We start from the raw sequence: 19,201 nt of genomic DNA on the forward strand, positions 1-19,201 counted from the left end.
AGCTTGGCGACAATCTCTCGAGGTGCCCAACGACCCAGTGCCGGAGGCGCTGTGCGTCCGCCATCCCGACCAACTTCAAACGATTAATTCGTTAGCGTTCATGGCCGTCACCGAGCAGGGTGGCGGCCATGCGCATTTCTACGGGGCCCCTCACCTCACCCGAGATCGCCTACGAGATCGCCCGGGCGACGGCGGTCCACGACTGTCCCGACATCCCCTACCAGTCGCAGAAAAATTTCCTCGCGCTCTTCGACTATCCGCCACCCGGTGTGACATACGAGCGCTATCTGGGTTACGTCGACGACCAGCCCGCCGGCTACCTCGAGCTCTCGTACCCGCAGCTCGACAATCTGGCCAATGTCGACGTCGACCTGCTCGTGCTGCCCGCTCATCGGCGTCACGGGCTGGGCCGGGCGTTCCACGACCTCGCCGTCGAGCGCGCCCGGGCCAACAACCGCCGGCATCTGATCGCGGCCACGGTCGACCGGCACCCCGACGGCGCCGCCTTCGCCGAGGCGATGGGGGCCAAGGCCGGCCTGGCCGAGACCCGCAGCCGGCTCGATCTCACCACTCTCGACGAAACCCGGCTGGCCGAGTTGCGGGCCGATGCCGAGAAACACGCCGAGGGCTACCACCTGCGCCGGTGGGTCGGGGTCGCGCCCGACGACATCATCGACGACCTGGCCTATCTGGAGGGCCGGCTGAACGTCGACGCCCCCACCGGCGGCATCAACTGGGAGCAGGAGAACCTCGACGCCGACCGCATGCGCAAGGGCGAAGAGGCGCGCGAGCGACGCGGGCGCCGCAGCTACCAGTCGGGCGCGATGATCGGCGACAAGATGGTGGCCTTCACCTGGCTGGTCTCCGACATGGACGAAGAGACCCACGCCTGGCAGAACACCACCCTGGTCGACCCCGACCACCGCGGCCACCGGCTGGGCATGCTGGTCAAACTGGACAACCTCGACCACCTGCGGGAGCACAAGCCCCAGCTCAAGGCGATCGACACGTTCAACGCGACCGAGAACGCCTTCATGCTCAACATCAACCGGGCGATGGGCTTCCGGGCGGTCGACGCCTGGATCGAATGGCAGAAAGACCTCTGACCGCCCACGGGCGCAGCGGGAGGTCGGCGGGGTAGCCGCCGGCCTTCAGCCCCGCGTGCTTCTCGAGGAAGTTGCGGACGCCCCACGAGCCGGTCGTGGCGTACGACCACCCGCACGCGGCCCAGTAGGCGGGCCAGAAGAGCGGGCCGAGCACCGCGTACTGCTCGGCGTGGCGGTGCTCGTGGCCGAAGAGCGCGGCCCGTTCGTCGTCGAGCAGCCACTCGGCGCTGCGCCGGGTCAGGATCACCGAGCCGACCGTGAAGCAGGAGGCCGGCGGAACCGGCAGGCGGTAGCCCTCGGCGATCAGCACCCCGTGCCGGCCACGGCGCAGCCGGGTGCGCGTGGCCAGCGCGATCAGCAGGCCCGCGCCGGTGGTGCCGTTCAGCGCGGTGAGGATGCCCCGGGTCACGTGGCGCGCGGGCATCAGAGGCTCCGGCGCATCCGCAGCTCGGTGAGCGTGGGGATCACCGGGTGGGGCACGCGCTCACCCGTGTCGGTGAAACCCAATTTCTCGTACGCCCGGACGGCCCGGTCGTTGCCCACGACCACCTCGAGCAGGGCCCGTCTGCGGCCCGCGGCCCGGCTCCAGTCGTTGACCGCCTCGATCAGGTCGGCCAGCACCTTGCCGCCGCGGTGGGCCGGCGTGACGTAGACCGCGAAGATCACCGTCTCGCCCGGGAACTCGGGCATCACCGTGCCGCCGGCGTGCCCGATCAGGCGGCCGCCGTGGCCGGGATCGGCCACGAAATTGGCGAAGCCGGCGCCGGTCGAGGCCTCGATGATGCGGCGGCGGTAGGACTCGTGGGACCGCGCGGCCGCGTCGGCGAGCGTCTCGAGGAACGCCAGGGGGCTGTCGGCCAGCATCTCGAGCCGTAACGCGCGCATGCGAGCCGCGTCGTCCGCCGTCACCCGATGCACGTTCCAGCTGCCCATGCCGTCCTGACTACCCCGCCCGGTGCCGGGCGGCAAGCGGATTGGCGCACATCGGACGGGGTGGCGGCCCGGCCCTGGCTCGGGCATGGTGTCCGGATGGACCACGGCGAGGCTCGCATCTTCATGGTCGAGGCGCCGGTGGTGGCCGCCGCCGACCCCTTCGACGCCGAGGGGCGCACGGCCGACCTCACCCTGTCCCGCGCGTTTGTGCCGCCGGCCCCGTCGCTGTCCGACCCGCTGGTCCCCGGCCCGGGCCAGGCGGAGTGGTCGCACCGCTTCGGCGGGGTGCTCGGCCGCAACGCGCTCGCCCTGCTGCCCGTGATGGTCCTGATCGCCCTGCCCATGCACTTCTTCGTCGGCCGGCTCGACGAGGCGGTGATCGCCGCGCCGTACCTCTCCGGCCTGGCCGACGGTCTGGGGCTGTTGCTGCTCCCGTTCATGTGGCTGGCCTATCTGGCGGTGTCCGCGCTGCCCCAGGTGCTGAGCCTGGCCGGGGTGGCCGGGGTGGCCGTGCCCCGGGCGGCCGGCGGCTCCCGACCCCGGCTGCGCCGCGCCTGGTCGCTGGTCGCCCTGCGGCTGCGGGCCCTGTGGCTGTGGTTCGCCGCCTTCTCGGTGCTCACCGGCAGCCTGCCGTTGCTGCTCACCGAGGATCAGTTCGGTCTGGCCGCCGCTGTGCCGCTCGCCGTCGTGCTCGGGGTCGTCTCCACCGGCGTGCTGACCTTCGGCGGCGTCCTCGGCTGTGTCGTGCTGATCGAACGCGGCCGGGGGCGCCGCCGCGCGCTGCATCTGCTCACGCGGGTCCGGCCGGTCGGCCTGATCACCGCGGCGGCCGCGGTCGTCGTGGCGCCGGGGGTGGCCGAGGCTCTGCTCGGCGGGTTCGCGGCCACCGCGGCCGGGGTGGTCGCGGTTCAGCTGTGGGCGATCGCGGCCCTGGTCACGTACGCGCAGGCGCGCCGGGCCGACGAGCCGGTGACCAGCCTTTCCCTGATGCGCGAGCTGGCCGCCCCCGAGGACTGAGCGGGCAGGGCCAGCAGCTCAGCCTTCAGTCAGGTCTTGGGCGGGGGCGGGGCGGTCGGACGGGTTTTCTTGCACTCGCCCTGTGAGAGTGCTAAACAAGTCATTGGCACTCGGTACTGCTGAGTGCCAAGCAGGTCGGGACGGTGGGGTCTCGGTCGCGGCGTCGCCATCGGCGCCGGGGCACGGGGCCGGTCGTCGCGGGCTATCCGGCTCGGCCTGAGGACGTCACATCGCCAGGTGGTGACGTCCGCAGAGTTCCGCACACGTGCGGGGGCGGGGCCCACGGCCCAGCACCTCGAATGTCCAGGAGGACACAGCCGTATGGCCAAGATCATCGCATTTGACGAGGAAGCTCGTCGCGGCCTCGAGAGTGGTATGAACCAGCTCGCCGACGCCGTCAAGGTGACGCTCGGCCCCAAGGGCCGCAACGTCGTGCTCGAGAAGAAGTGGGGCGCGCCCACGATCACCAACGATGGTGTATCCATCGCCAAGGAGATCGAGCTCGAGGGCACCTTCGAGAAGATCGGCGCCGAGCTGGTCAAGGAGGTCGCCAAGAAGACCGACGACGTCGCCGGTGACGGCACGACGACGGCGACCGTCCTGGCCCAGGCGCTGGTTCGCGAGGGCCTGCGCAACGTCGCCGCGGGCGCCAACCCGATGGCCCTCAAGCGGGGCATCGAGGCCGCCGTCTCGGCCGTTTCCGAGGCTCTTCAGCAGCTCTCGAAGGACGTGGAGACCAAGGAGCAGATCGCTTCGACCGCCTCCATCTCCGCCGGTGACTCCACGGTCGGCGAAATCATCGCCGAGGCCATGGACAAGGTCGGCAAGGAAGGCGTCATCACCGTCGAGGAGAGCAACACCTTCGGTCTCGAGCTCGAGCTCACCGAGGGCATGCGCTTCGACAAGGGCTTCGTGTCGGCCTACTTCATGACCGACGCCGAGCGCATGGAGGCCGTCTTCGACGACCCCTACATCCTGATCGCGAACAGCAAGATCTCCGCGGTCAAGGACCTGCTGCCGGTCCTCGAGAAGGTCATGCAGGGCGGCAAGCCGCTCGTCATCATCGCCGAGGACGTCGAGGGCGAGGCCCTGGCCACCCTGGTCGTCAACAAGGTCCGCGGCACCTTCAAGTCGGTCGCCGTCAAGGCCCCCGGCTTCGGTGACCGTCGCAAGGCCATGCTCGAGGACATCGCCATCCTCACCGGTGGCGCGGTCATCAGCGAAGAGGTCGGCCTCAAGCTCGAGAACGCCGACCTGAGCCTGCTGGGCTCGGCCCGCAAGATCGTCATCACCAAGGACGAGACCACCATCGTCGATGGTGCGGGCAACGCCGATCAGATCCAGGGCCGGGTCAACCAGATCCGCGCCGAGATCGAGAAGTCGGACTCCGACTACGACCGCGAGAAGCTGCAGGAGCGCCTGGCCAAGCTGGCCGGCGGCGTTGCGGTCATCAAGGTCGGCGCGGCCACCGAGGTCGAGCTCAAGGAGCGCAAGCACCGCATCGAGGACGCCGTTCGCAACGCGAAGGCGGCCGTCGAGGAGGGCATCGTGCCCGGTGGTGGCGTCGCCCTGGTGCAGGCCGGCAAGACCGCGTTCGACAAGCTCGACCTGGTCGGCGACGAGGCCACCGGTGCCAACATCGTCAAGGTCGCGCTCGACGCCCCGCTGCGTCAGATCGCCGTGAACGCCGGCCTCGAGGGCGGCGTCGTGGTCGAGAAGGTGCGCAACCTGGAGGCCGGTCACGGTCTCAACGCCGCCAACGGCGAGTACGTCGACCTGCTGGCCGCGGGCATCATCGACCCGGCCAAGGTCACCCGCTCGGCGCTGCAGAACGCCGCGTCGATCGCCGCGCTGTTCCTCACCACCGAGGCCGTCGTGGCCGACAAGCCCGAGAAGAACCCGGCTCCGGCCGGTGCCCCGGGCGGCGGTGACATGGACTTCTGAGTCCAGTCTTGAAAGGGCGGGTCGCGTGAGCGACCCGCCCTTTTGCTGTTCTGTCACTCGCGGTGGCTGAGCCACTTGGGGGAGCGGCGGGGCCGCGTACCGTGGGACAGGTGCGCGAACCCTCCGTCTCCCGTTACGCGGCCGGCCGTCTCTCCCCGATCCGGCGGGTGTCCGACCTCCGGCGCCTGCGTGACGAACAATTCGACGTCCTGGTCGTCGGCGGCGGCGTCACCGGCGCCGGGGCAGCCCTCGACGCAGCCTCCCGCGGCCTCAAAGTGGCGCTGGTCGAGGCCCGCGACCTGGCAGCCGGCACGTCCAGCCGCTCCAGCAAGCTGATTCACGGCGGTCTGCGCTACCTGGAACAGCTCGAACTGCACCTGGTGCACGAGGCGCTGACCGAGCGGGGCCTTCTCTCGACCCGGCTCGCGCCCCACCTCGTACGCCCGGTGCCGATCCTGGTGCCGCTGCCGGCCGGCAACCCGGCCGCCCGGGTGGGCCGCCGGGCCTACTACGGGCTCGGTGTCGCCGCCTACGACGTGTTCGCCGGCATCTTCGGCACGGGCCGGGGCATGCCGCTGCACCGGCATCTGAGCCGCGACGGCGCCCGCCACCTCTTCCCGAGCCTGCGGGCCGACACGGTGAGCGGCGCCATCCGCTACTACGACGGCCAGGTCGACGATGCCCGCCTGGTGGTCAACCTGGCCCGCACGGCGGCCAGCCTGGGCGCGGCCGTGGTGACCAGCGCCCGGGTGGTCGGCTTCGTGCGCGAGGCCCGCGAGGTGGTCGGCGTCCGGGTCCGCGACCTGGAATCGCCCGACTCGCCGGAATTCGAGGTCCGGGCGCGTACGGTCGTCGCCGCCACCGGCGTCTGGAGCGACGACATGTCGCAGATGCTGCGCGACGTGGGCGTCCGGCCCGGCCTGCGGGTCCGCGCGTCCAAGGGGGTGCACCTCGTGGTGCCGCGCTCGGCGATCACCGGCGAGGCCGGGCTCATCCTGCGCACGCCCACGTCGGTGCTCTTCGTCATCCCGTGGGGCGGCCACTGGATCATCGGCACCACCGACACCGACTGGAAGCTCGACCGGTCCCACCCGGCGGCGTCCGCGCGCGACATCCGTTACCTGCTCGACCAGGTCAACGAGGTGCTCGACCGCCCCCTGACCACCGATGACATCGAGGGCGTGTACGCCGGGCTGCGACCGCTGCTCAGCGGCGAGGCCGACTCGACGTCCAAGCTGTCGCGCGAGCACGCGGTGGTCGAGCCGATGCTCGGGCTGCTGCTGGTGGCCGGGGGCAAATACACGACGTACCGGGTGATGGCGGCCGACGTCATCGACCGGGCGGCCCGGCGCCTCGGTGTCGACCGGCCGTCCCGTACGGCGGAACTGCCCCTGCTCGGGGCCGACGGCTACGCGGCCGCGTGGCGCGACCGGCAGGACACGGCCCGCCGCCACGGCGTCACCACCGGCGTGATCGAGCATCTGCTCGAGCGGTACGGCACGCTCTCGGTCCACCTGCTCGCCATGATCAAGGCGGATCCGGCCCTGGCCACGCCGCTGGCCGGTGCTCCGGAGTATCTGGCGGCCGAGGTGGCGTACGCGGCCCTGGCCGAAGGCGCCCTGCACCTCGACGACGTGCTGACCCGGCGTACCCGGATCTCGATCGAGACGGCCCACCGGGGCAGCGAGTCGGTAGCGCACGCGGCGAAGGTGATGGGTGAGGCGCTGGGCTGGGACGAGGCGGTGCGCGAGCGCGAGATCGAGCACTACGTGGCCCGCGTGACGGCCGAACGCCAGAGCCAGACGATGGCCGATGACGTAGCGGCCGACGCGGCCCGGCTCGGAGCCCCGGACGTCCGGGGCTACGCCGCCGACCGCGGGATCGACCTGCTGCAAGTCGACCTTTGATCCTCGTCGACGAGCCGCGCTGGCCGGCCCGGGGCCGCCTCTGGTCCCATCTGGTCAGCGATGCGAGCTACGAGGAACTGCACGTCTTCGCCGAGATGCTGGGCGCCCCGCGCCGGGCCTTCGACCGCGACCATTACGACATTCCCGAAACACGGTTTCGGAGCGCCCTGTGGCTGGGCGCGACGTTGCTGCCCTCGCGTGACCTGGCCGCCCGCCTGCGAGCAGCCGGACTGCGCCGGCCCAAACACCTTCACCGGTAGCCGGCTCTCAGCCGTTGAGTTCCCGCTCCAGGTTGGCGCGGGCCTTCGACTCCCACTGTTCGCGCAGCGGGGGCAGGCGGTAGATGGAGGGCAGCTCGAGGAGGGCCTTGAGAACCTGGGCCCGGCCCGCCTTGAAGTCCTCGTCGGGCACGTGGGCGTACTCGCGCCGGATGGCTGCCGTGTATGCCGCGTACGCCTCGTCATCCCCCGCCAGCACGGCCAGGTCGGCGTCGCACAACAGCTCACCGTCCGGATCGTCGTCGCCGGTCGCGTGCCCCGCCGTGAGCCCGACCAGCCGCGCGACGTCAGCCGCGGTCGCGTCCGGCACCCCCAGCGTGGCCAGCAGCCCCTCGGCGAACTCGGCGCTGTCCCGCTCGTTCGCGTCGCCCAGGGCCCGCGGGTCATAGACGGCGTCGTGCATCCAGGCCGCCAGCCGCACCCGCTCCGGATGCGGCGCCAGCCCAGCGAACCGGTCGACCACGTCGAGCACAGCGGTCAGATGCGCCACCGTGTGGTACTGCCGCTGCGGCTCCGACCACCGCCCGATCAGATACCCACCGGCCGCGTCGAGATCCCCGTCCGGCGCCGTGGCCCCCGCCGCCCGAACCGCCTCCCGAAACCGCCCCACAAGATTCTCCACCCCCCAATCCTGGCACCGCCCCCGAACACGCCGCCCGCAGCCTCAGCTCCACCCGACGACCTTGAACCCCGGGGCTCGCGTGCCCAACGTCGCCTCGCCTGCCCACCCGCCCGGGGTGCGGTGAAACTACGCTTTCTGTCCAGCTGGGGCGGCGGGTTGTCCACAGGCGTGGCCTTGGCCTCTGGGTGCTGCATGGTGCGGCCGGTGAGGACCTAGGGTTTGTGGTCATGACCGAGGTCGCACGGCAGGGGCGGGTTGCGCGGGTGCGCGCCCGGGCCGGAACCGGCGTGCGAGCGGGGCTGCGGCGGGCCCGCCACGGGCTGGCGCTCGCGCTCCAGGCGGGGGTGGCGGCCGGGATCGCCTGGTATGTCGCGCATGACGTGATCGGGCGGCCCACGCCGTTCTTCGCGCCGATCGCCGCCGTGATCACGCTGGCGTCCTCGGTGGGGCAGCGTGCGCGGCGTACGGCCGAACTCGTGCTCGGAGTGGCCATCGGCATCGGGATCGGCGACGCCATCATCCTGCTCATCGGCAGCGGACCGTGGCAGATCGGGCTGATCGTCCTGCTCGCCGTGGTGGTCGCCACGGCGGTCGGGGGTGGCACGCCGCTGGTGGTGCAGTCGGCCTCGTCGGCCGTGCTGGTGGCCACGCTCACCTCGACCACCGGGCTGCCGTGGACCAGATTCTTCGACGCCCTGGTCGGCGGTGGCGTCGGCCTGGCCGTGATGACGGTGCTGCTGCCCCTCAACCCGCTCAACGTCGTGCGCCGCGCGGCCGACCCGGCTCTGCGCGCGCTGGCCGACGGCCTGCACCAGGTCGGCATCGGGCTGGCCGAGCGCAACCGCGACACCATCGCGGACGCGCTGAGCAACCTGCGGACCGCCGAGACGTCGTTCGCCGCGTTCTCGTCGGCTGTCACCGCCGCCCGCGAGAACGTCGCCTTCGCGCCGGCCCGCTGGCGCAGCCGGGGTGCGCTGGCCCTCTACGTCGACGGGGCCAACCACATCACGTACGCCCTGAGGAACTGCCGCGTGATGAGCCGGAGAGCCGACACGGCGCTCGGCGACGACGAGCCGATCCCGGAGGTGCTCGCCGTCTCGGTGGGTCTGCTCGGCGACGCGGTCGACCTGCTGCGCCAGGAATGGGCCAAAGGTGTCGAGCCGGTCGCCGCCCGCGAACGCGCCCTACGCGCCGCGACCGAGTGCGGCCAGGCGTACGAGGAGGGCGTCGGCTTCTCCGGCGGAGTCATCGTCGCCCAGGTCCGCACCGCCGCCACCGACATCCTGCGCGCCAGCGGCATCGACTACGCCGAGGCGCCCCGCCTGGTCCGCCGAGCCGTGGGCCGTCCCCACTCCCGCCGCCGCAAGCCCGCTACCCGCCCGACCCTGGGCCGCCCTCCCGTCTGACGGCTGGCCTCGCTTGTGGCGGCTGGTCCTCACGCCTGGCGGCTGGTTGTCGCTTGTGGCGGCTGAGGCGCGTGTGGCGGCTGGGGCGACGGCCTGGGTCGCCCGCGCGGCCGACAGACAGATGGGCGCCGACGGGCTGCTCTCGCGGCTTCTCGCTTGTGTGATCCGCTACTGCTGCGGCGGGTCGGCCGGGCGGCTCTCCGGTTCGGTGGCCGGTGGGACGTCGGCGGGCGGTGAGGCGAATGGCGGGGGTGTCGGGTAGCCGCCGGTCGTGGGCCGAGAGCTGTGGTCGGGCGGGTAGCTGTAACCGGGTTGGGGGCCGTACCCCGGCTGAGCGCCGATGGTCGGCTGGGCGCCATAGCTCGGCGTGCCGGGCTGAGCGCTGTCGCCGGTCCGCGCGCTGTCGTCGGCCTGGGCCGAGTGCCCGGGCTGGTCAGGGTAGCCAGATTGGCCACTCTGACTGAATCCCACTCCGCCCGTGGGTTGGGCACCGAGGCCTGACTGGGGGCTGTGCTCCGGCTGGCTACCGTGTCCTGCTGGAGCGGCGTGATCCTGCTGGGCGGCGTAACCCGGCTGACTGCCGTTTCCGGACTGCTGGCCCGGCACAGGCGACGGACCATATCCGGGTTGAGGCTCGTGTCCCGGCTGGCCGCCGTATCCAGGCTGGCCGCCGTGTCCGGGCTGAGGGCCGTATCCGGGTCGGCCGCCGTATCCGGGCTGAGGGCCGTGTCCGGGCTGAGGGCCGTGTCCGGGCTGAGGGCCGTGTCCGGGCTGAGGGCCGTACCCGGGCTGAGGGCCGTACCCGGGTTGGCCGCCGTACCAAGGGTGAGCGCCGTACCAGGGCTGCCCGCCGTACCCAGGCTGAGTTCCGTCGCCCGGCTGGCCGCCATACCCGGGTTGAGGGCCGGAAACGGGTTGGCTGTACCCAGGTTGAGGCCCGGAGGTGGGTTGGCTGCCGTACCAGGGCTGCCCGCCGTACCCGGGCTGAGTTCCGTCGCCTGGCTGGCCGCCATACCCGGGTTGAGGGCCGGAAACGGGTTGGCTGTACCCAAGTTGGGGCCCGGAGGTGGGCTGGGTGGCGTACCCAGGCTGCGCGCCGTAAGCGGGCTGGCCGCCGTACCCGTGCTGGGTGCCGTAGCCGGGCTGCCCGCCATACCCCGGCTGGCTGCCGTATCCGGGCTGCGCTCCGTAGCCAGGCTGCACGCCGTAGCTGGGCGGCGGGCCACCGTACGCCCCGCTCGTCGGGTGGGCGCCGTACGGAAGCCCGGGGTAGCCGCCCTGGGCGTACGCGGGCTGGGCGAACCGGATCGGCAGCGGGACCACCGGCTCGGCGGGTGGCGGGACTGTGCGGGTAACCCCGTCGGGGAACGCTATCTGGTAGTTGTGGCCGTCCCAGAAGGCTTGCGGGGTCTGCGGGTCCTTGGCGGTGAAGACCGCCCGGTATTCGAGGATCTCGGTGAGGAGCCGCTGCTCCTCGGCCGCCGCGCGTTGGAGGTCTTGCGGCTTGCGGTCGAGGCCGCGGTTCATGCCGTCGCGCAGCAGGGCCAGCTGGGTCGACGCGAACTGGAAGCTCTTCATCGCCTTCTGGCCGGCCTCGCCCGCCACCCGGCGTGCCCACTGGCGGGCCGAGTAGCGCCGGCCCAGGCTGCCCAGCGCGGCGACCTCGGGGGGTGAGAACCAGCCCGTGGAGACGTAGAACGGCAGGACCCGTTCGGTGAGCCGGCCCTCCCAGGCGCGGAGCGCGATGGCGAAGCCGACGACCGCGAAGAAGAACGGCACCATGAAGCCCAGATAGCCGTACAGCATGATCAGGGGCTGGGCGAGGCTCACCGAGAGCGTCGGCAGCAGGTTGAACGTGCCGTGCAGGATCATCGCCAGCAGCAGGCCTGCGATGGGGGCCAGCCAGCGCACCTTGCGGTCGCCCGCGCGGGCCGCGATGCCCAGGCCGATGCCGGTCATCGCGGAGAACAGCGGGTGGGCGAAGCCGGTGAAGAGGATGCGCACGATGAAGATCGCGAAGAGGTTCTGCAGGCCGGTGGCCGGGCCGTACTGTTCGACACCGGCCGCGTAGCCGTGTTCGCCCAGATAGAGGACGTTTTCCACCATGGCGAAGCCGAGCGCGGAGAGGCCGCAGTAGACGATGCCGTCGGTGATGCCGGACCACTCGGCGCGGCGCCGCCAGAACAGCAGCAGCGGGCCGGCCGCCTTCATCAGTTCTTCGATGAACGGGGCCACCAGCACCGCCACCAGCGCGTCGGGCAGGCCGATCTTGTCGAACAGGATGGCCGAGCCCGTGTTGACCAGCAGCGCCACGGCGGTCGCGATGGCGGCGCCCCAGGCGAAGCAGAACGCGAGATAGCGGATCGGCTCGGGTTCGTAGCGGTCGAGCCACAGGAACGCGGCGACCAGCAGCGGAACCGGTAGCACGGCCGCTGTCAGGCCGATGGCCAGGCCGGTGGGGCCGATGTTGACGCCCAGGAACAGCAGCATGCCGATGGCGCCGGCCAGCAGGAAGGAGACGACGCCGGCGATCGGCAGCCACCGCCGCCACCCCGTGCGGCGCGCGGCCACGGACAGCCCGGTGCCAGGCATGACCTCGGTGCCGACAGCGGCCGTCGGCTCTGAGGGGGGAGCGACAGCAGCGGGCGAATCGTCGGCCATGTGGCCAGCGTAGTCACCCGAAAGGCGACGGACCGCCCCGAGGCGCTCCCCGAATGATCAAGAGCGGGTCAGAGGTAGAGCCCGGTGCCGTCCGGCTCGACCCGCACGGCGGCCACGGCGTGCACGTCACGCTCGCGGAGCAGCACGTACTCCCGGCCGTGCAGTTCGACCTCGGAGCGGTCGTCGGGGTCGAAAAGCACGCGGTCGCCCACGACGATCGAGCGGACGTTGGGCCCGACCCCGACCGCGGTGGCCCAGGAAAGCCGTCGCCCCATCGACGCCGTCGCCGGGATCACGATGCCGGCGGTCGAGCGGCGCTCGCCCTCGCCCCCGTCCTGACGGACCAGCACACGGTCGTGCAGCATGCGGATCGGCAGTCCGCTCTCGGTGTGGGTGTCGGTGCTCACGATTGCTGACGGTACGCCGCTCGACGTGGCGGGCACCGGCCGGGAGCGCTGCCCACTAGGTTGTCAAGGTGCGTACCGCGACGGTGAGGGGGTGGCCGGGTTGAGCCGCTTGCAGCGAGTCCGGGAACACCTGAGGCGGGCCTACGACTCGGGCCGGGACACCGTGCGCCTGGCTCGCGAGGAGTCGCGCCCCGAGCCGGATCCCGAGGTCGATTTCGCCCCGCCGCCGCCCGAGCCGGACGACGTGCACCATTCGACGAGCAGCCGGGACGACGCCGAGGTGCCGCACTCGCTGCGCATAGCCGCGGCCTGGGGCTGGCGGCTGATCGTGGTCGGTCTGGTCGGCTGGGCGCTGCTGCGTTTCGTCGGCATCATCAGCGTGGTCGTCATCCCGCTGGCGGTCTCGTTGTTGCTGTCGGCGCTGCTGGCGCCCGCGGTGGGCTGGTTCCGCCGATTGCGCCTGCCGCCGTCGCTGGCCACGTTCCTCGTGCTGATCTGCGGTCTGGCCGGGGTCGCGGGCACCCTCACGCTGGTGATCACCCAGTTCGTGAACGGTCTGCCCCAGCTGACCGAGGGCGCCACGGCGGGCATCCGGACGATCCAGGAATGGGCCAAGACCGGGCCCCTGCACCTCTCGGACGACCAGGTCAACCAGGCCATCGACAACGCGCAGGACTGGATCAACTCGAACACCGCGTCGCTGACCTCGACCGGCATCGCCACCGCGGCCACCGTCTTCGAGGTGCTGACCGGCGCGATCCTGGTGCTGTTCTCGACGTTCTTCTTCCTGCGCGACGGCCGCAAGATCTGGCGCTTCATCGTGCGGCTGTTCCCGGTGAACGCCCGCTGGTCGCTCGCCGATGCCGGGGACGCCTCGTGGGTCACGCTGGGCGCTTACGTGCGGGCCACCGTGCTGGTCGCGTTCATCGACGCCGTCGGCATCGGGATCGCCCTAGTGGTGCTGGACATTCCGTTCCCGTTCCCGCTGGCCGCCCTGGTGTTCCTGGGCGCGTTCATCCCGATCATCGGGGCGAGCATCTCGGGCACGGTCGCCGTGCTGGTGGCGCTGGTCGACCAGGGCTGGGTGATCGCGCTGATCGTGCTGGGCGCGGTGATCCTGGTCCAGCAGGTCGAGGGGCACGTGCTCCAACCGTTGATCATGGGCCGGGCGGTCGCCATCCACCCGCTCGCCGTGATCATCGGCATCGCCTCGGGCGTGGTGCTGGCCGGCATCATCGGCGCGCTGATCGCGGTTCCGCTGATCGCCGTGCTCAACACGGGCGTCCGGCGCCTCACGCGCCGCCGCCCGGAGGTGCCGCCGACCGCCGTGGTGGTGACGGGCGGCGGCACCTGAGGTGTGCGATCAGGCCGGCGAGACGCTGAGGCCGACCTCGTTGACGCCGACCGTCGCGTCGACGACGACCTCGCCGTTGCCGCTGCGGCTGAGGGCGCGCAGCGTCCACGAGCCGGGCGCCGCGAAGAAGCGGAACACGCCCTCGGGGGACGAGACCACCTCGGCGGTGAACTCGCCGGTCGCGTCGAGCAGCCGCACGTACGCGCCGCCGACGGCCTCACCGTCGGTGTTCTGCACGATGCCGGTCAGCACGGTCTCGCGGTTGAGATCCACGTGGGCGGGCACCGGCGCCGACTGGTCGGGCGCCGCGCAGCCGGCCGCGATGTTGGGAGAAGTCATGGTCACGCCTTCCCGGGTTCGTCGCCGAGCGCGATCGGAACGCCGATGAGCGAGCCGTACTCGGTCCACGAGCCGTCGTAGTTCTTCACGTTCTGCTGGCCGAGCAGCTCCTTGAGCACGAACCAGGTGTGCGAGGAGCGCTCGCCGATGCGGCAGTAGGCGATGGTGTCCTTGCTGCCGTCGAGGCCGGCCTCACCGTAGATCTTGGAGAGTTCGTCGTCGGACTTGAAGGTGCCGTCCTCGTTGGCCGCCTTGCTCCACGGAACGCTGATGGCGGTCGGGATGTGGCCGCCGCGCTGCGACTGCTCCTGGGGCAGGTGGGCCGGGGCGAGCAGGCGGCCGGCGAACTCGTCGGGGCTGCGCACGTCGACCAGGTTCTTGACGCCGATGGCCTGGACGACCTCGTCGCGGAACGCGCGGATCGACAGGTCGGGCGCGGCCGCCTGGTAGCTGGTCTTGGCGCGGACCGGCACGTCCTTGGTGTACGGACGGGCGTCGAGCTCCCACTTCTTGCGGCCACCGTCGAGCAGCCGGACCTGGTCGTGGCCGTAGAGCTTGAAGTACCAGTAGGCGTACGCGGCGAACCAGTTGTTGTTGCCGCCGTAGAGGATCACGGTGTCGTCGTTGGAGATGCCGCGCTCGGACAGCAGCGCCGAGAACTGCTCCTGGTTGACGAAGTCGCGCCGGACCGGGTCCTGCAGGTCCTTCTTCCAGTCGATCTTGATGGCGCCGGGGATGTGCCCGCCGTCGTAGGCCGTGGTGTCCTCGTCGACCTCGACGAAGACCAGGCCCGGGGTGTCGAGGTTCTGCTCGGCCCAGTCGGCCGTAACGAGTGCGGTGTCGCGACTCATCAGTTCACTCCCTTGTCAGGTGAGAGATGGGGGTGAGTCAGCGCACGGAGATTGTTGTGTCGCACCGCGCGCGGGACCCAGTGGAGATGGACGGATCTCGAGCTGTCGTGCGACGGGCGCCACGGACCCGGCTGCATTGCCGGCGGGGAGAGCTAAAAGGTGCTCAGCACAGGTGGCCCCGTCAGATGACGGGGCGACACAGGCAGGCGGCCATGCGGCACAGGTCGACCGCACGCCTCTTGGTGAGCAACAGGCTCATGAGAACGGACCCTACCAGCGCTTCCGGTACCGGTAACAGGGTCCGACCACGATCCGGGAATGAGTCTTTAGTCATGTCATAGGGCGGTGGTGGGGCGGTCGGACGGGGGCGGGCGTCACAGGCCGCCCGCGTTCAGTGACACATCGTCGGCGCCGGCGGTGAAGCGCAGGCCCTCGGGCGTGGGCTCGACCTTCTGCACGGCCAGCTTGAGCGGCAGTTCCGGGACGCGCAGGTCGACCGAGAGCTTCTGCACGTAGCTGTCGATGAGATTGCGGATCAGCGGCACGTTGGGCAAGCCTTCGGCGGTGACGTTGGAGAAGCGCACCTGCACCACGCCTTCTTTCACCGTGACAGCGGCGGTGCCGGAGACGTCGAACGTCTGGCCCAGGGCTTGCACGGGCGCGCTGCCCACGAGCTTGCCGTCGCGTTCGGCGAGCTTGAGCCCGGGCTGACCGATCAGCTCGGCCAGCTGCGGATAGTCGATGATGCCGGTGCCGGTGACGGTCTTCGCGACGATGTCGCCGTTGCCGCTGCGGATGGTGTCGAGCGGCGCGCTGACGTTGTCGGCGTTCACGTCCAGGTCGGCCACGCGGACGGTCCGGTTGTTGCCGGCCGGGCCGGAGAGGTTCGCCAGCTGGATCCGGATGCGCTTGTAGTTCCCGTCGAGCACCTGGGTCAGGAACGGCATGCCCTCGATCGTGACGTCCGGCTTCTCGCTGGTCGCGTTCTGGTCGGCGATCTGCTCGGAGACCCGGTCGCCGATCATGCGTTCGGCGTAGCCGGCCGCGAACCGGTCGAGCCCGACGAGCACGCCGGCCACCAGGACCAGAAAGATGATCAGGGTGATGAGCAGGCGTCGTCCCCGCCGCTTCCTGCGCGGGCGTTCAGTGCCGTAGACCTCGCCGCTCACCGACCGTCCTCCCACCAGAGCCGAAACTGCCCAGAACCGTACATGCCCCGTCCCCGGCGCCCGCGAAACCGTCCGAGGCCGCCGGCGGTCAGGCGAGGAACCAGTGGCTCAGGGCGTACGCGACCGGCGAGAGCAACGCGAAGGCGCCCAGCGGGCCCTGCATGTGCCGGGCCACCCAGAAGGTCGGCGCGTCCCCGGCGAGACGCCGGTCGGCCTGCCCGAAGTTGACCGCCAGGTCGACCAGGTGGGCGATGAGCACGGCGATCAGGCCGACGACGGCGCCCTTGGCCGGGGTGAAGGGCAGCACCAGGACGCTGCCCAGCGCGGCCGCGGCCAGGGTGCCGAGCATCGCGCCGAGCACGATCCCGGTGGCGCCGCGGGGCACCTGGGCGGCGAGCCGGGGCTTGGGGAAGATCGCGTCGGTGGCCCGGGCGACCAGCAGTGCCACGCCCGCGGCGACGGCGCCCACGGTCAGCGTCTGGGTGCCGACCTCTTGCCGGGTCAGGACGATCGGGATCGCGTACGCCACGACGCCGGCCACGATCACCAGCGTCGTCCGCCACGAGTCGGTGACGCGCTTACGGTCCTCGGCGCGGACCAGCTGACCCAGCACCGCGGCGACGAAGCCGCCGAGGGCGACCCAGACCAGCGGCAGGAGCTCGGCCCGGGCGCCGGTCACGGCGAGGTAGTCGGCGACCAGCGCGGTCGGCACACAGACCCCGGCCGTGGTCAGGGCCGCGGGCGGGCCGAGCGCCATCACCCAGGCCAGCAGGGCGAGCAGCTGCACACCGAACAGCACGATGGCGTACGGCAGTCGCGAGTCGGGCGCCGAGGTCACGGCGCCCAGCACGAGACCGAGCGCGAGCAGGCCGGCGAACCCGGCGATGGCCAGCGACAGCTCGCGGCGGACGGGGACGACCTCGATCTCCTCGAGTTCGTCGTCCTCGCCGTCCTCGGGCTCGGCGACGGCGGGATCGTCGGGGCCGGGTTCGTCCCGGAAGCCGGCGGACGGGCGCTTGCCGCCGCCTCTCGCGATCTCGCGTGAGGCGTCGGCGTCCCAGGACTCGTCCTGCGGCATGGTGGGGAACACGCAAGCGATCGTGCCAGAACGAACGCGCTCGCCCAATTCTCCGGGCTCTGTTAAACCCCTGTTACGAAACTGCCATTTGTACGCCGGAAGGGCGTTCACTACATCACTCAGACAAACGATCGAGGCGATCCTGGTGATGCATCGGTTAAGGTAAGCCCAGCCCACCCGTCGGTGACGCCGGGAAATGTCCGCCGATGTCGGAACCATGAGTAACGCCATCGAGTCACCCGAGCGGCCTGTGCCGCAAGGACGGAGGTGAGTGTGGAAATCCTTCTGTTGGTGACGGCGCGTGCCGGTGAACCTTCCGCCGTGCTGCCCGCGCTGGATCTGCTTCCCCACTCCGTACGCACTGCCCCCCGCGATGTCCGCACCCTGGTTTCCGGGCCCAGCCCCGACGCCGTGATGGTGGACGCCCGTTCGGAGCTCTCCGAGGCCCGGGCCACGTGCCGCATGCTGCACGCGACCGGCATCGGGGTCCCGCTCATGGCGGTCGTCACCGAGGCGGGCCTGATCGCGCTCAACGCCGACTGGGGTGTCGACGACGTCATCCTGGCCAGCGCCGGCCCGGCCGAGGTCGAGGCCCGGCTGCGCATGTCGGTCGGCCGTCTGAGCAACGCGACCGCCGGCGCCAACGGTTCGGTGCGGGCCGGCGAGCTCAACATCGACCCCGACACGTACGCGGCCAAGCTCAAGGGCCGCCCGCTCGACCTCACGTACAAGGAGTTCGAGCTGCTGAAGTTCCTCGCCCAGCACCCGGGCCGGGTCTTCACCCGCGACCAGCTGCTGCGCGAGGTCTGGGGCTACGACTACTTCGGCGGCACGCGCACGGTCGACGTGCACGTCCGTCGCCTGCGGGCCAAGCTCGGCTCGGAATACGAGTCGATGATCGGCACGGTGCGCCAGGTCGGCTACAAGTTCGTGGTCCCGCCGTCCGGCCGCCAGCTGCCCGATCACGAGCCGGTCTCGCTGCCGGTCTAGTGTCAGGGGCATGACGACCGTCCGCCCGGTTGACCGGTTGAGTGCTGCCGAGGCAGCCGAGGTGCTCGCGCTGGCGAGCGCCGCCGAACAGGCCGACGGCGTCTACCCGCTGTCCGAAGATGTAGTGCTGCGTGTGCGCGGTGGGGGAGCCCCCACCGCGCACACGCACTTTCTGGCCTATGCGGGCGAGCGCCTCGCGGGCTACGCCTATCTCGAGCGTGACGGCTCCGGTGAGCTTTTCGTGCACCCGTCGGCCCGCCGGCACGGTCACGGCACCGCGCTGCTGACTGCCGTCGGCCAGGGACCGCTGCGCTTCTGGGCGCACGGCGACGAGCCCGGCGCCCGGGCGTTCGCGGAAAAGAACGGCTTCGAGCGCGTACGGGTCCTGTGGCAGATGCGCCGCTCGCTCACCGAGCCCCTGCCCGAGATCCCGCTGCCGCCCGGAATCACGCTGCGCAGCTTCCGCCCCGGCCACGACGAGCAGGCCTGGCTGGGCGTCAACGCCCGGGCCTTCGCGCACCATCCCGAGCAGGGCCGCTGGACCCTCGACGACCTGTTGCTGCGCGAGGGCGAGCCCTGGTTCGACCCGGCCGGCTTCCTGCTGGCCGTCGACGGCAACGACACGCTGGCCGGCTTCCACTGGACCAAGGTGCATCCCGCGACCGGAGCCGAACCCGCGATCGGTGAGATCTACGTGCTGGGCGTCGACCCGGCTGGTCACCGCCGGGGCCTGGGGGCGGCGCTGAGCGTCGCCGGCCTCAGCCATCTGGCCAAGCAGGGCCTCACGGTCTCGAACCTGTACGTCGACGAGTCCAACACCGCGGCCGTGGCCCTCTACCAGCGCCTCGGCTTCGCCATTCACAAGACGGATATCAACTACTTCCGTCCATAATCCGAGGTGGGTGTCGGTCGACACACCCGCCGGGCCTCACGAGTCACGAGCCGGACAAGGTCGTGTTTCAGGGCGGTAAACACCGCCTGTAAATATCCGACATTTCCGTCTCTGGTCACTCAGTTCACGCAACGGACAACTCGCCCTCAGGGGAAGGCCAACTTCAGGCGTCGACGTGTTCACTGCGCGTTCATTTAGGCCCGGCTAACCGGCTACCTCGCGCTCTTAGCTTCGGTGGTGCCGGTGC

18 protein-coding genes and 1 pseudogene are annotated in these 19,201 nt (G+C 71.1%); 9 read left to right on the top strand and 10 right to left on the bottom strand.

Annotated features, from left to right (window positions below):
* Window positions 1-128 precede the first annotated feature (128 nt).
* Window positions 129-1,106 (top strand): GNAT family N-acetyltransferase, encoded by a 978-nt coding sequence (locus KXC43_RS24100; RefSeq protein WP_221378405.1) that lies wholly within the window; start codon window positions 129-131, stop codon window positions 1,104-1,106.
* On the opposite strand, the gene KXC43_RS24105 is transcribed toward KXC43_RS24100, so the two are convergent.
* On the bottom strand, window positions 1,045-1,530 hold the full coding sequence (locus tag KXC43_RS24105) for a hypothetical protein (protein WP_255644706.1): 486 nt from the start codon (window positions 1,528-1,530) through the stop codon (window positions 1,045-1,047). The genes KXC43_RS24100 and KXC43_RS24105 overlap by 62 nt on opposite strands.
* Entirely contained in the window at window positions 1,530-2,039 is a 510-nt protein-coding gene (locus KXC43_RS24110) for a GNAT family N-acetyltransferase (protein ID WP_221378406.1), read from the bottom strand. Before KXC43_RS24110 ends, KXC43_RS24105 begins: the two co-directional genes overlap by 1 nt.
* A gap of 96 nt (window positions 2,040-2,135) precedes the next feature.
* Between KXC43_RS24110 and KXC43_RS24115 the strand changes: the two genes are divergently transcribed.
* The 4 genes from KXC43_RS24115 (at window position 2,136) to KXC43_RS24130 (ending at window position 7,167) form a co-directional block, all read left to right on the top strand.
* Entirely contained in the window at window positions 2,136-3,056 is a 921-nt protein-coding gene (locus tag KXC43_RS24115) for a hypothetical protein (protein WP_221378407.1), read from the top strand.
* A gap of 321 nt (window positions 3,057-3,377) precedes the next feature.
* A complete protein-coding gene (gene groL, locus KXC43_RS24120) occupies window positions 3,378-5,000 on the top strand; it encodes a chaperonin GroEL (RefSeq protein ID WP_221378408.1) in 1,623 nt (540 codons plus the stop codon).
* Window positions 5,001-5,110: 110 nt separating this feature from the next.
* Window positions 5,111-6,907: a glycerol-3-phosphate dehydrogenase/oxidase gene (locus tag KXC43_RS24125; protein WP_221378409.1), complete on the top strand. Its 1,797-nt coding sequence runs from the start codon at window positions 5,111-5,113 to the stop codon at window positions 6,905-6,907.
* Window positions 6,904-7,167, top strand: a complete 264-nt coding sequence (locus KXC43_RS24130) for a DUF4031 domain-containing protein (protein WP_221378410.1) — start codon at window positions 6,904-6,906, stop codon at window positions 7,165-7,167. The genes KXC43_RS24125 and KXC43_RS24130 overlap by 4 nt, the downstream gene beginning before the upstream one ends.
* Before the next feature lie 7 nt (window positions 7,168-7,174).
* On the opposite strand, the gene KXC43_RS24135 is transcribed toward KXC43_RS24130, so the two are convergent.
* Complete coding sequence (locus KXC43_RS24135; RefSeq protein ID WP_221378411.1) at window positions 7,175-7,807, bottom strand: HD domain-containing protein; 633 nt, start codon at window positions 7,805-7,807, stop codon at window positions 7,175-7,177.
* A gap of 227 nt (window positions 7,808-8,034) precedes the next feature.
* Between KXC43_RS24135 and KXC43_RS24140 the strand changes: the two genes are divergently transcribed.
* Entirely contained in the window at window positions 8,035-9,213 is a 1,179-nt protein-coding gene (locus tag KXC43_RS24140; RefSeq protein ID WP_221378412.1) for an FUSC family protein, read from the top strand.
* Between the two features lie 915 nt (window positions 9,214-10,128).
* On the opposite strand, the pseudogene KXC43_RS51185 reads toward KXC43_RS24140, so the two are convergent.
* Together KXC43_RS51185 and KXC43_RS24150 are read right to left on the bottom strand one after the other, a co-directional pair.
* Window positions 10,129-11,874, bottom strand: a pseudogene (locus KXC43_RS51185) (PrsW family intramembrane metalloprotease); the annotation flags it as partial.
* A 68-nt stretch (window positions 11,875-11,942) separates the two neighbouring features.
* On the bottom strand, window positions 11,943-12,239 hold the full coding sequence (locus KXC43_RS24150; RefSeq protein WP_249999670.1) for a GroES family chaperonin: 297 nt from the start codon (window positions 12,237-12,239) through the stop codon (window positions 11,943-11,945).
* Window positions 12,240-12,381: 142 nt separating this feature from the next.
* On the opposite strand from KXC43_RS24150, the gene KXC43_RS24155 reads away from it, so the two are divergent.
* Entirely contained in the window at window positions 12,382-13,635 is a 1,254-nt protein-coding gene (locus tag KXC43_RS24155; RefSeq protein WP_255644708.1) for an AI-2E family transporter, read from the top strand.
* A 9-nt stretch (window positions 13,636-13,644) separates the two neighbouring features.
* Here the strand turns inward: KXC43_RS24155 and KXC43_RS24160 are convergent, their stop codons facing one another.
* The 5 genes from KXC43_RS24160 to KXC43_RS24175 all read right to left on the bottom strand — a co-directional run bounded on the left by KXC43_RS24160 (window position 13,645) and on the right by KXC43_RS24175 (window position 17,084).
* Window positions 13,645-13,974 (bottom strand): DUF1416 domain-containing protein, encoded by a 330-nt coding sequence (locus KXC43_RS24160; RefSeq protein ID WP_221378415.1) that lies wholly within the window; start codon window positions 13,972-13,974, stop codon window positions 13,645-13,647.
* A gap of 2 nt (window positions 13,975-13,976) precedes the next feature.
* Complete coding sequence (locus tag KXC43_RS24165; protein ID WP_221378416.1) at window positions 13,977-14,825, bottom strand: sulfurtransferase; 849 nt, start codon at window positions 14,823-14,825, stop codon at window positions 13,977-13,979.
* A gap of 181 nt (window positions 14,826-15,006) precedes the next feature.
* Window positions 15,007-15,159 (bottom strand): Ms5788A family Cys-rich leader peptide, encoded by a 153-nt coding sequence (locus KXC43_RS53240; protein WP_369076957.1) that lies wholly within the window; start codon window positions 15,157-15,159, stop codon window positions 15,007-15,009.
* A 40-nt stretch (window positions 15,160-15,199) separates the two neighbouring features.
* The gene (locus KXC43_RS24170; RefSeq protein ID WP_308129228.1) at window positions 15,200-15,994 is read right to left on the bottom strand and encodes an LmeA family phospholipid-binding protein; all 795 of its coding nucleotides are present in this window, start codon (window positions 15,992-15,994) and stop codon (window positions 15,200-15,202) included.
* Window positions 15,995-16,082: 88 nt separating this feature from the next.
* Entirely contained in the window at window positions 16,083-17,084 is a 1,002-nt protein-coding gene (locus tag KXC43_RS24175) for a hypothetical protein (RefSeq protein ID WP_308129229.1), read from the bottom strand.
* A gap of 255 nt (window positions 17,085-17,339) precedes the next feature.
* Here KXC43_RS24175 and KXC43_RS24180 point away from each other — a divergent pair, with 255 nt between their 5' ends.
* A complete protein-coding gene (locus KXC43_RS24180) occupies window positions 17,340-18,062 on the top strand; it encodes a winged helix-turn-helix transcriptional regulator (RefSeq protein WP_221378417.1) in 723 nt (240 codons plus the stop codon).
* A 10-nt stretch (window positions 18,063-18,072) separates the two neighbouring features.
* Window positions 18,073-18,954 carry a mycothiol synthase gene (gene mshD / locus KXC43_RS24185; RefSeq protein ID WP_221378418.1) on the top strand — a complete coding sequence of 294 codons (882 nt, stop codon included), beginning with the start codon at window positions 18,073-18,075 and terminating at the stop codon, window positions 18,952-18,954.
* The last annotated feature ends 247 nt before the right edge of the window (window positions 18,955-19,201 follow it).

Source organism: Paractinoplanes polyasparticus (genome assembly GCF_019710575.1).
Classification (GTDB): domain Bacteria; phylum Actinomycetota; class Actinomycetes; order Mycobacteriales; family Micromonosporaceae; genus Actinoplanes; species Actinoplanes polyasparticus.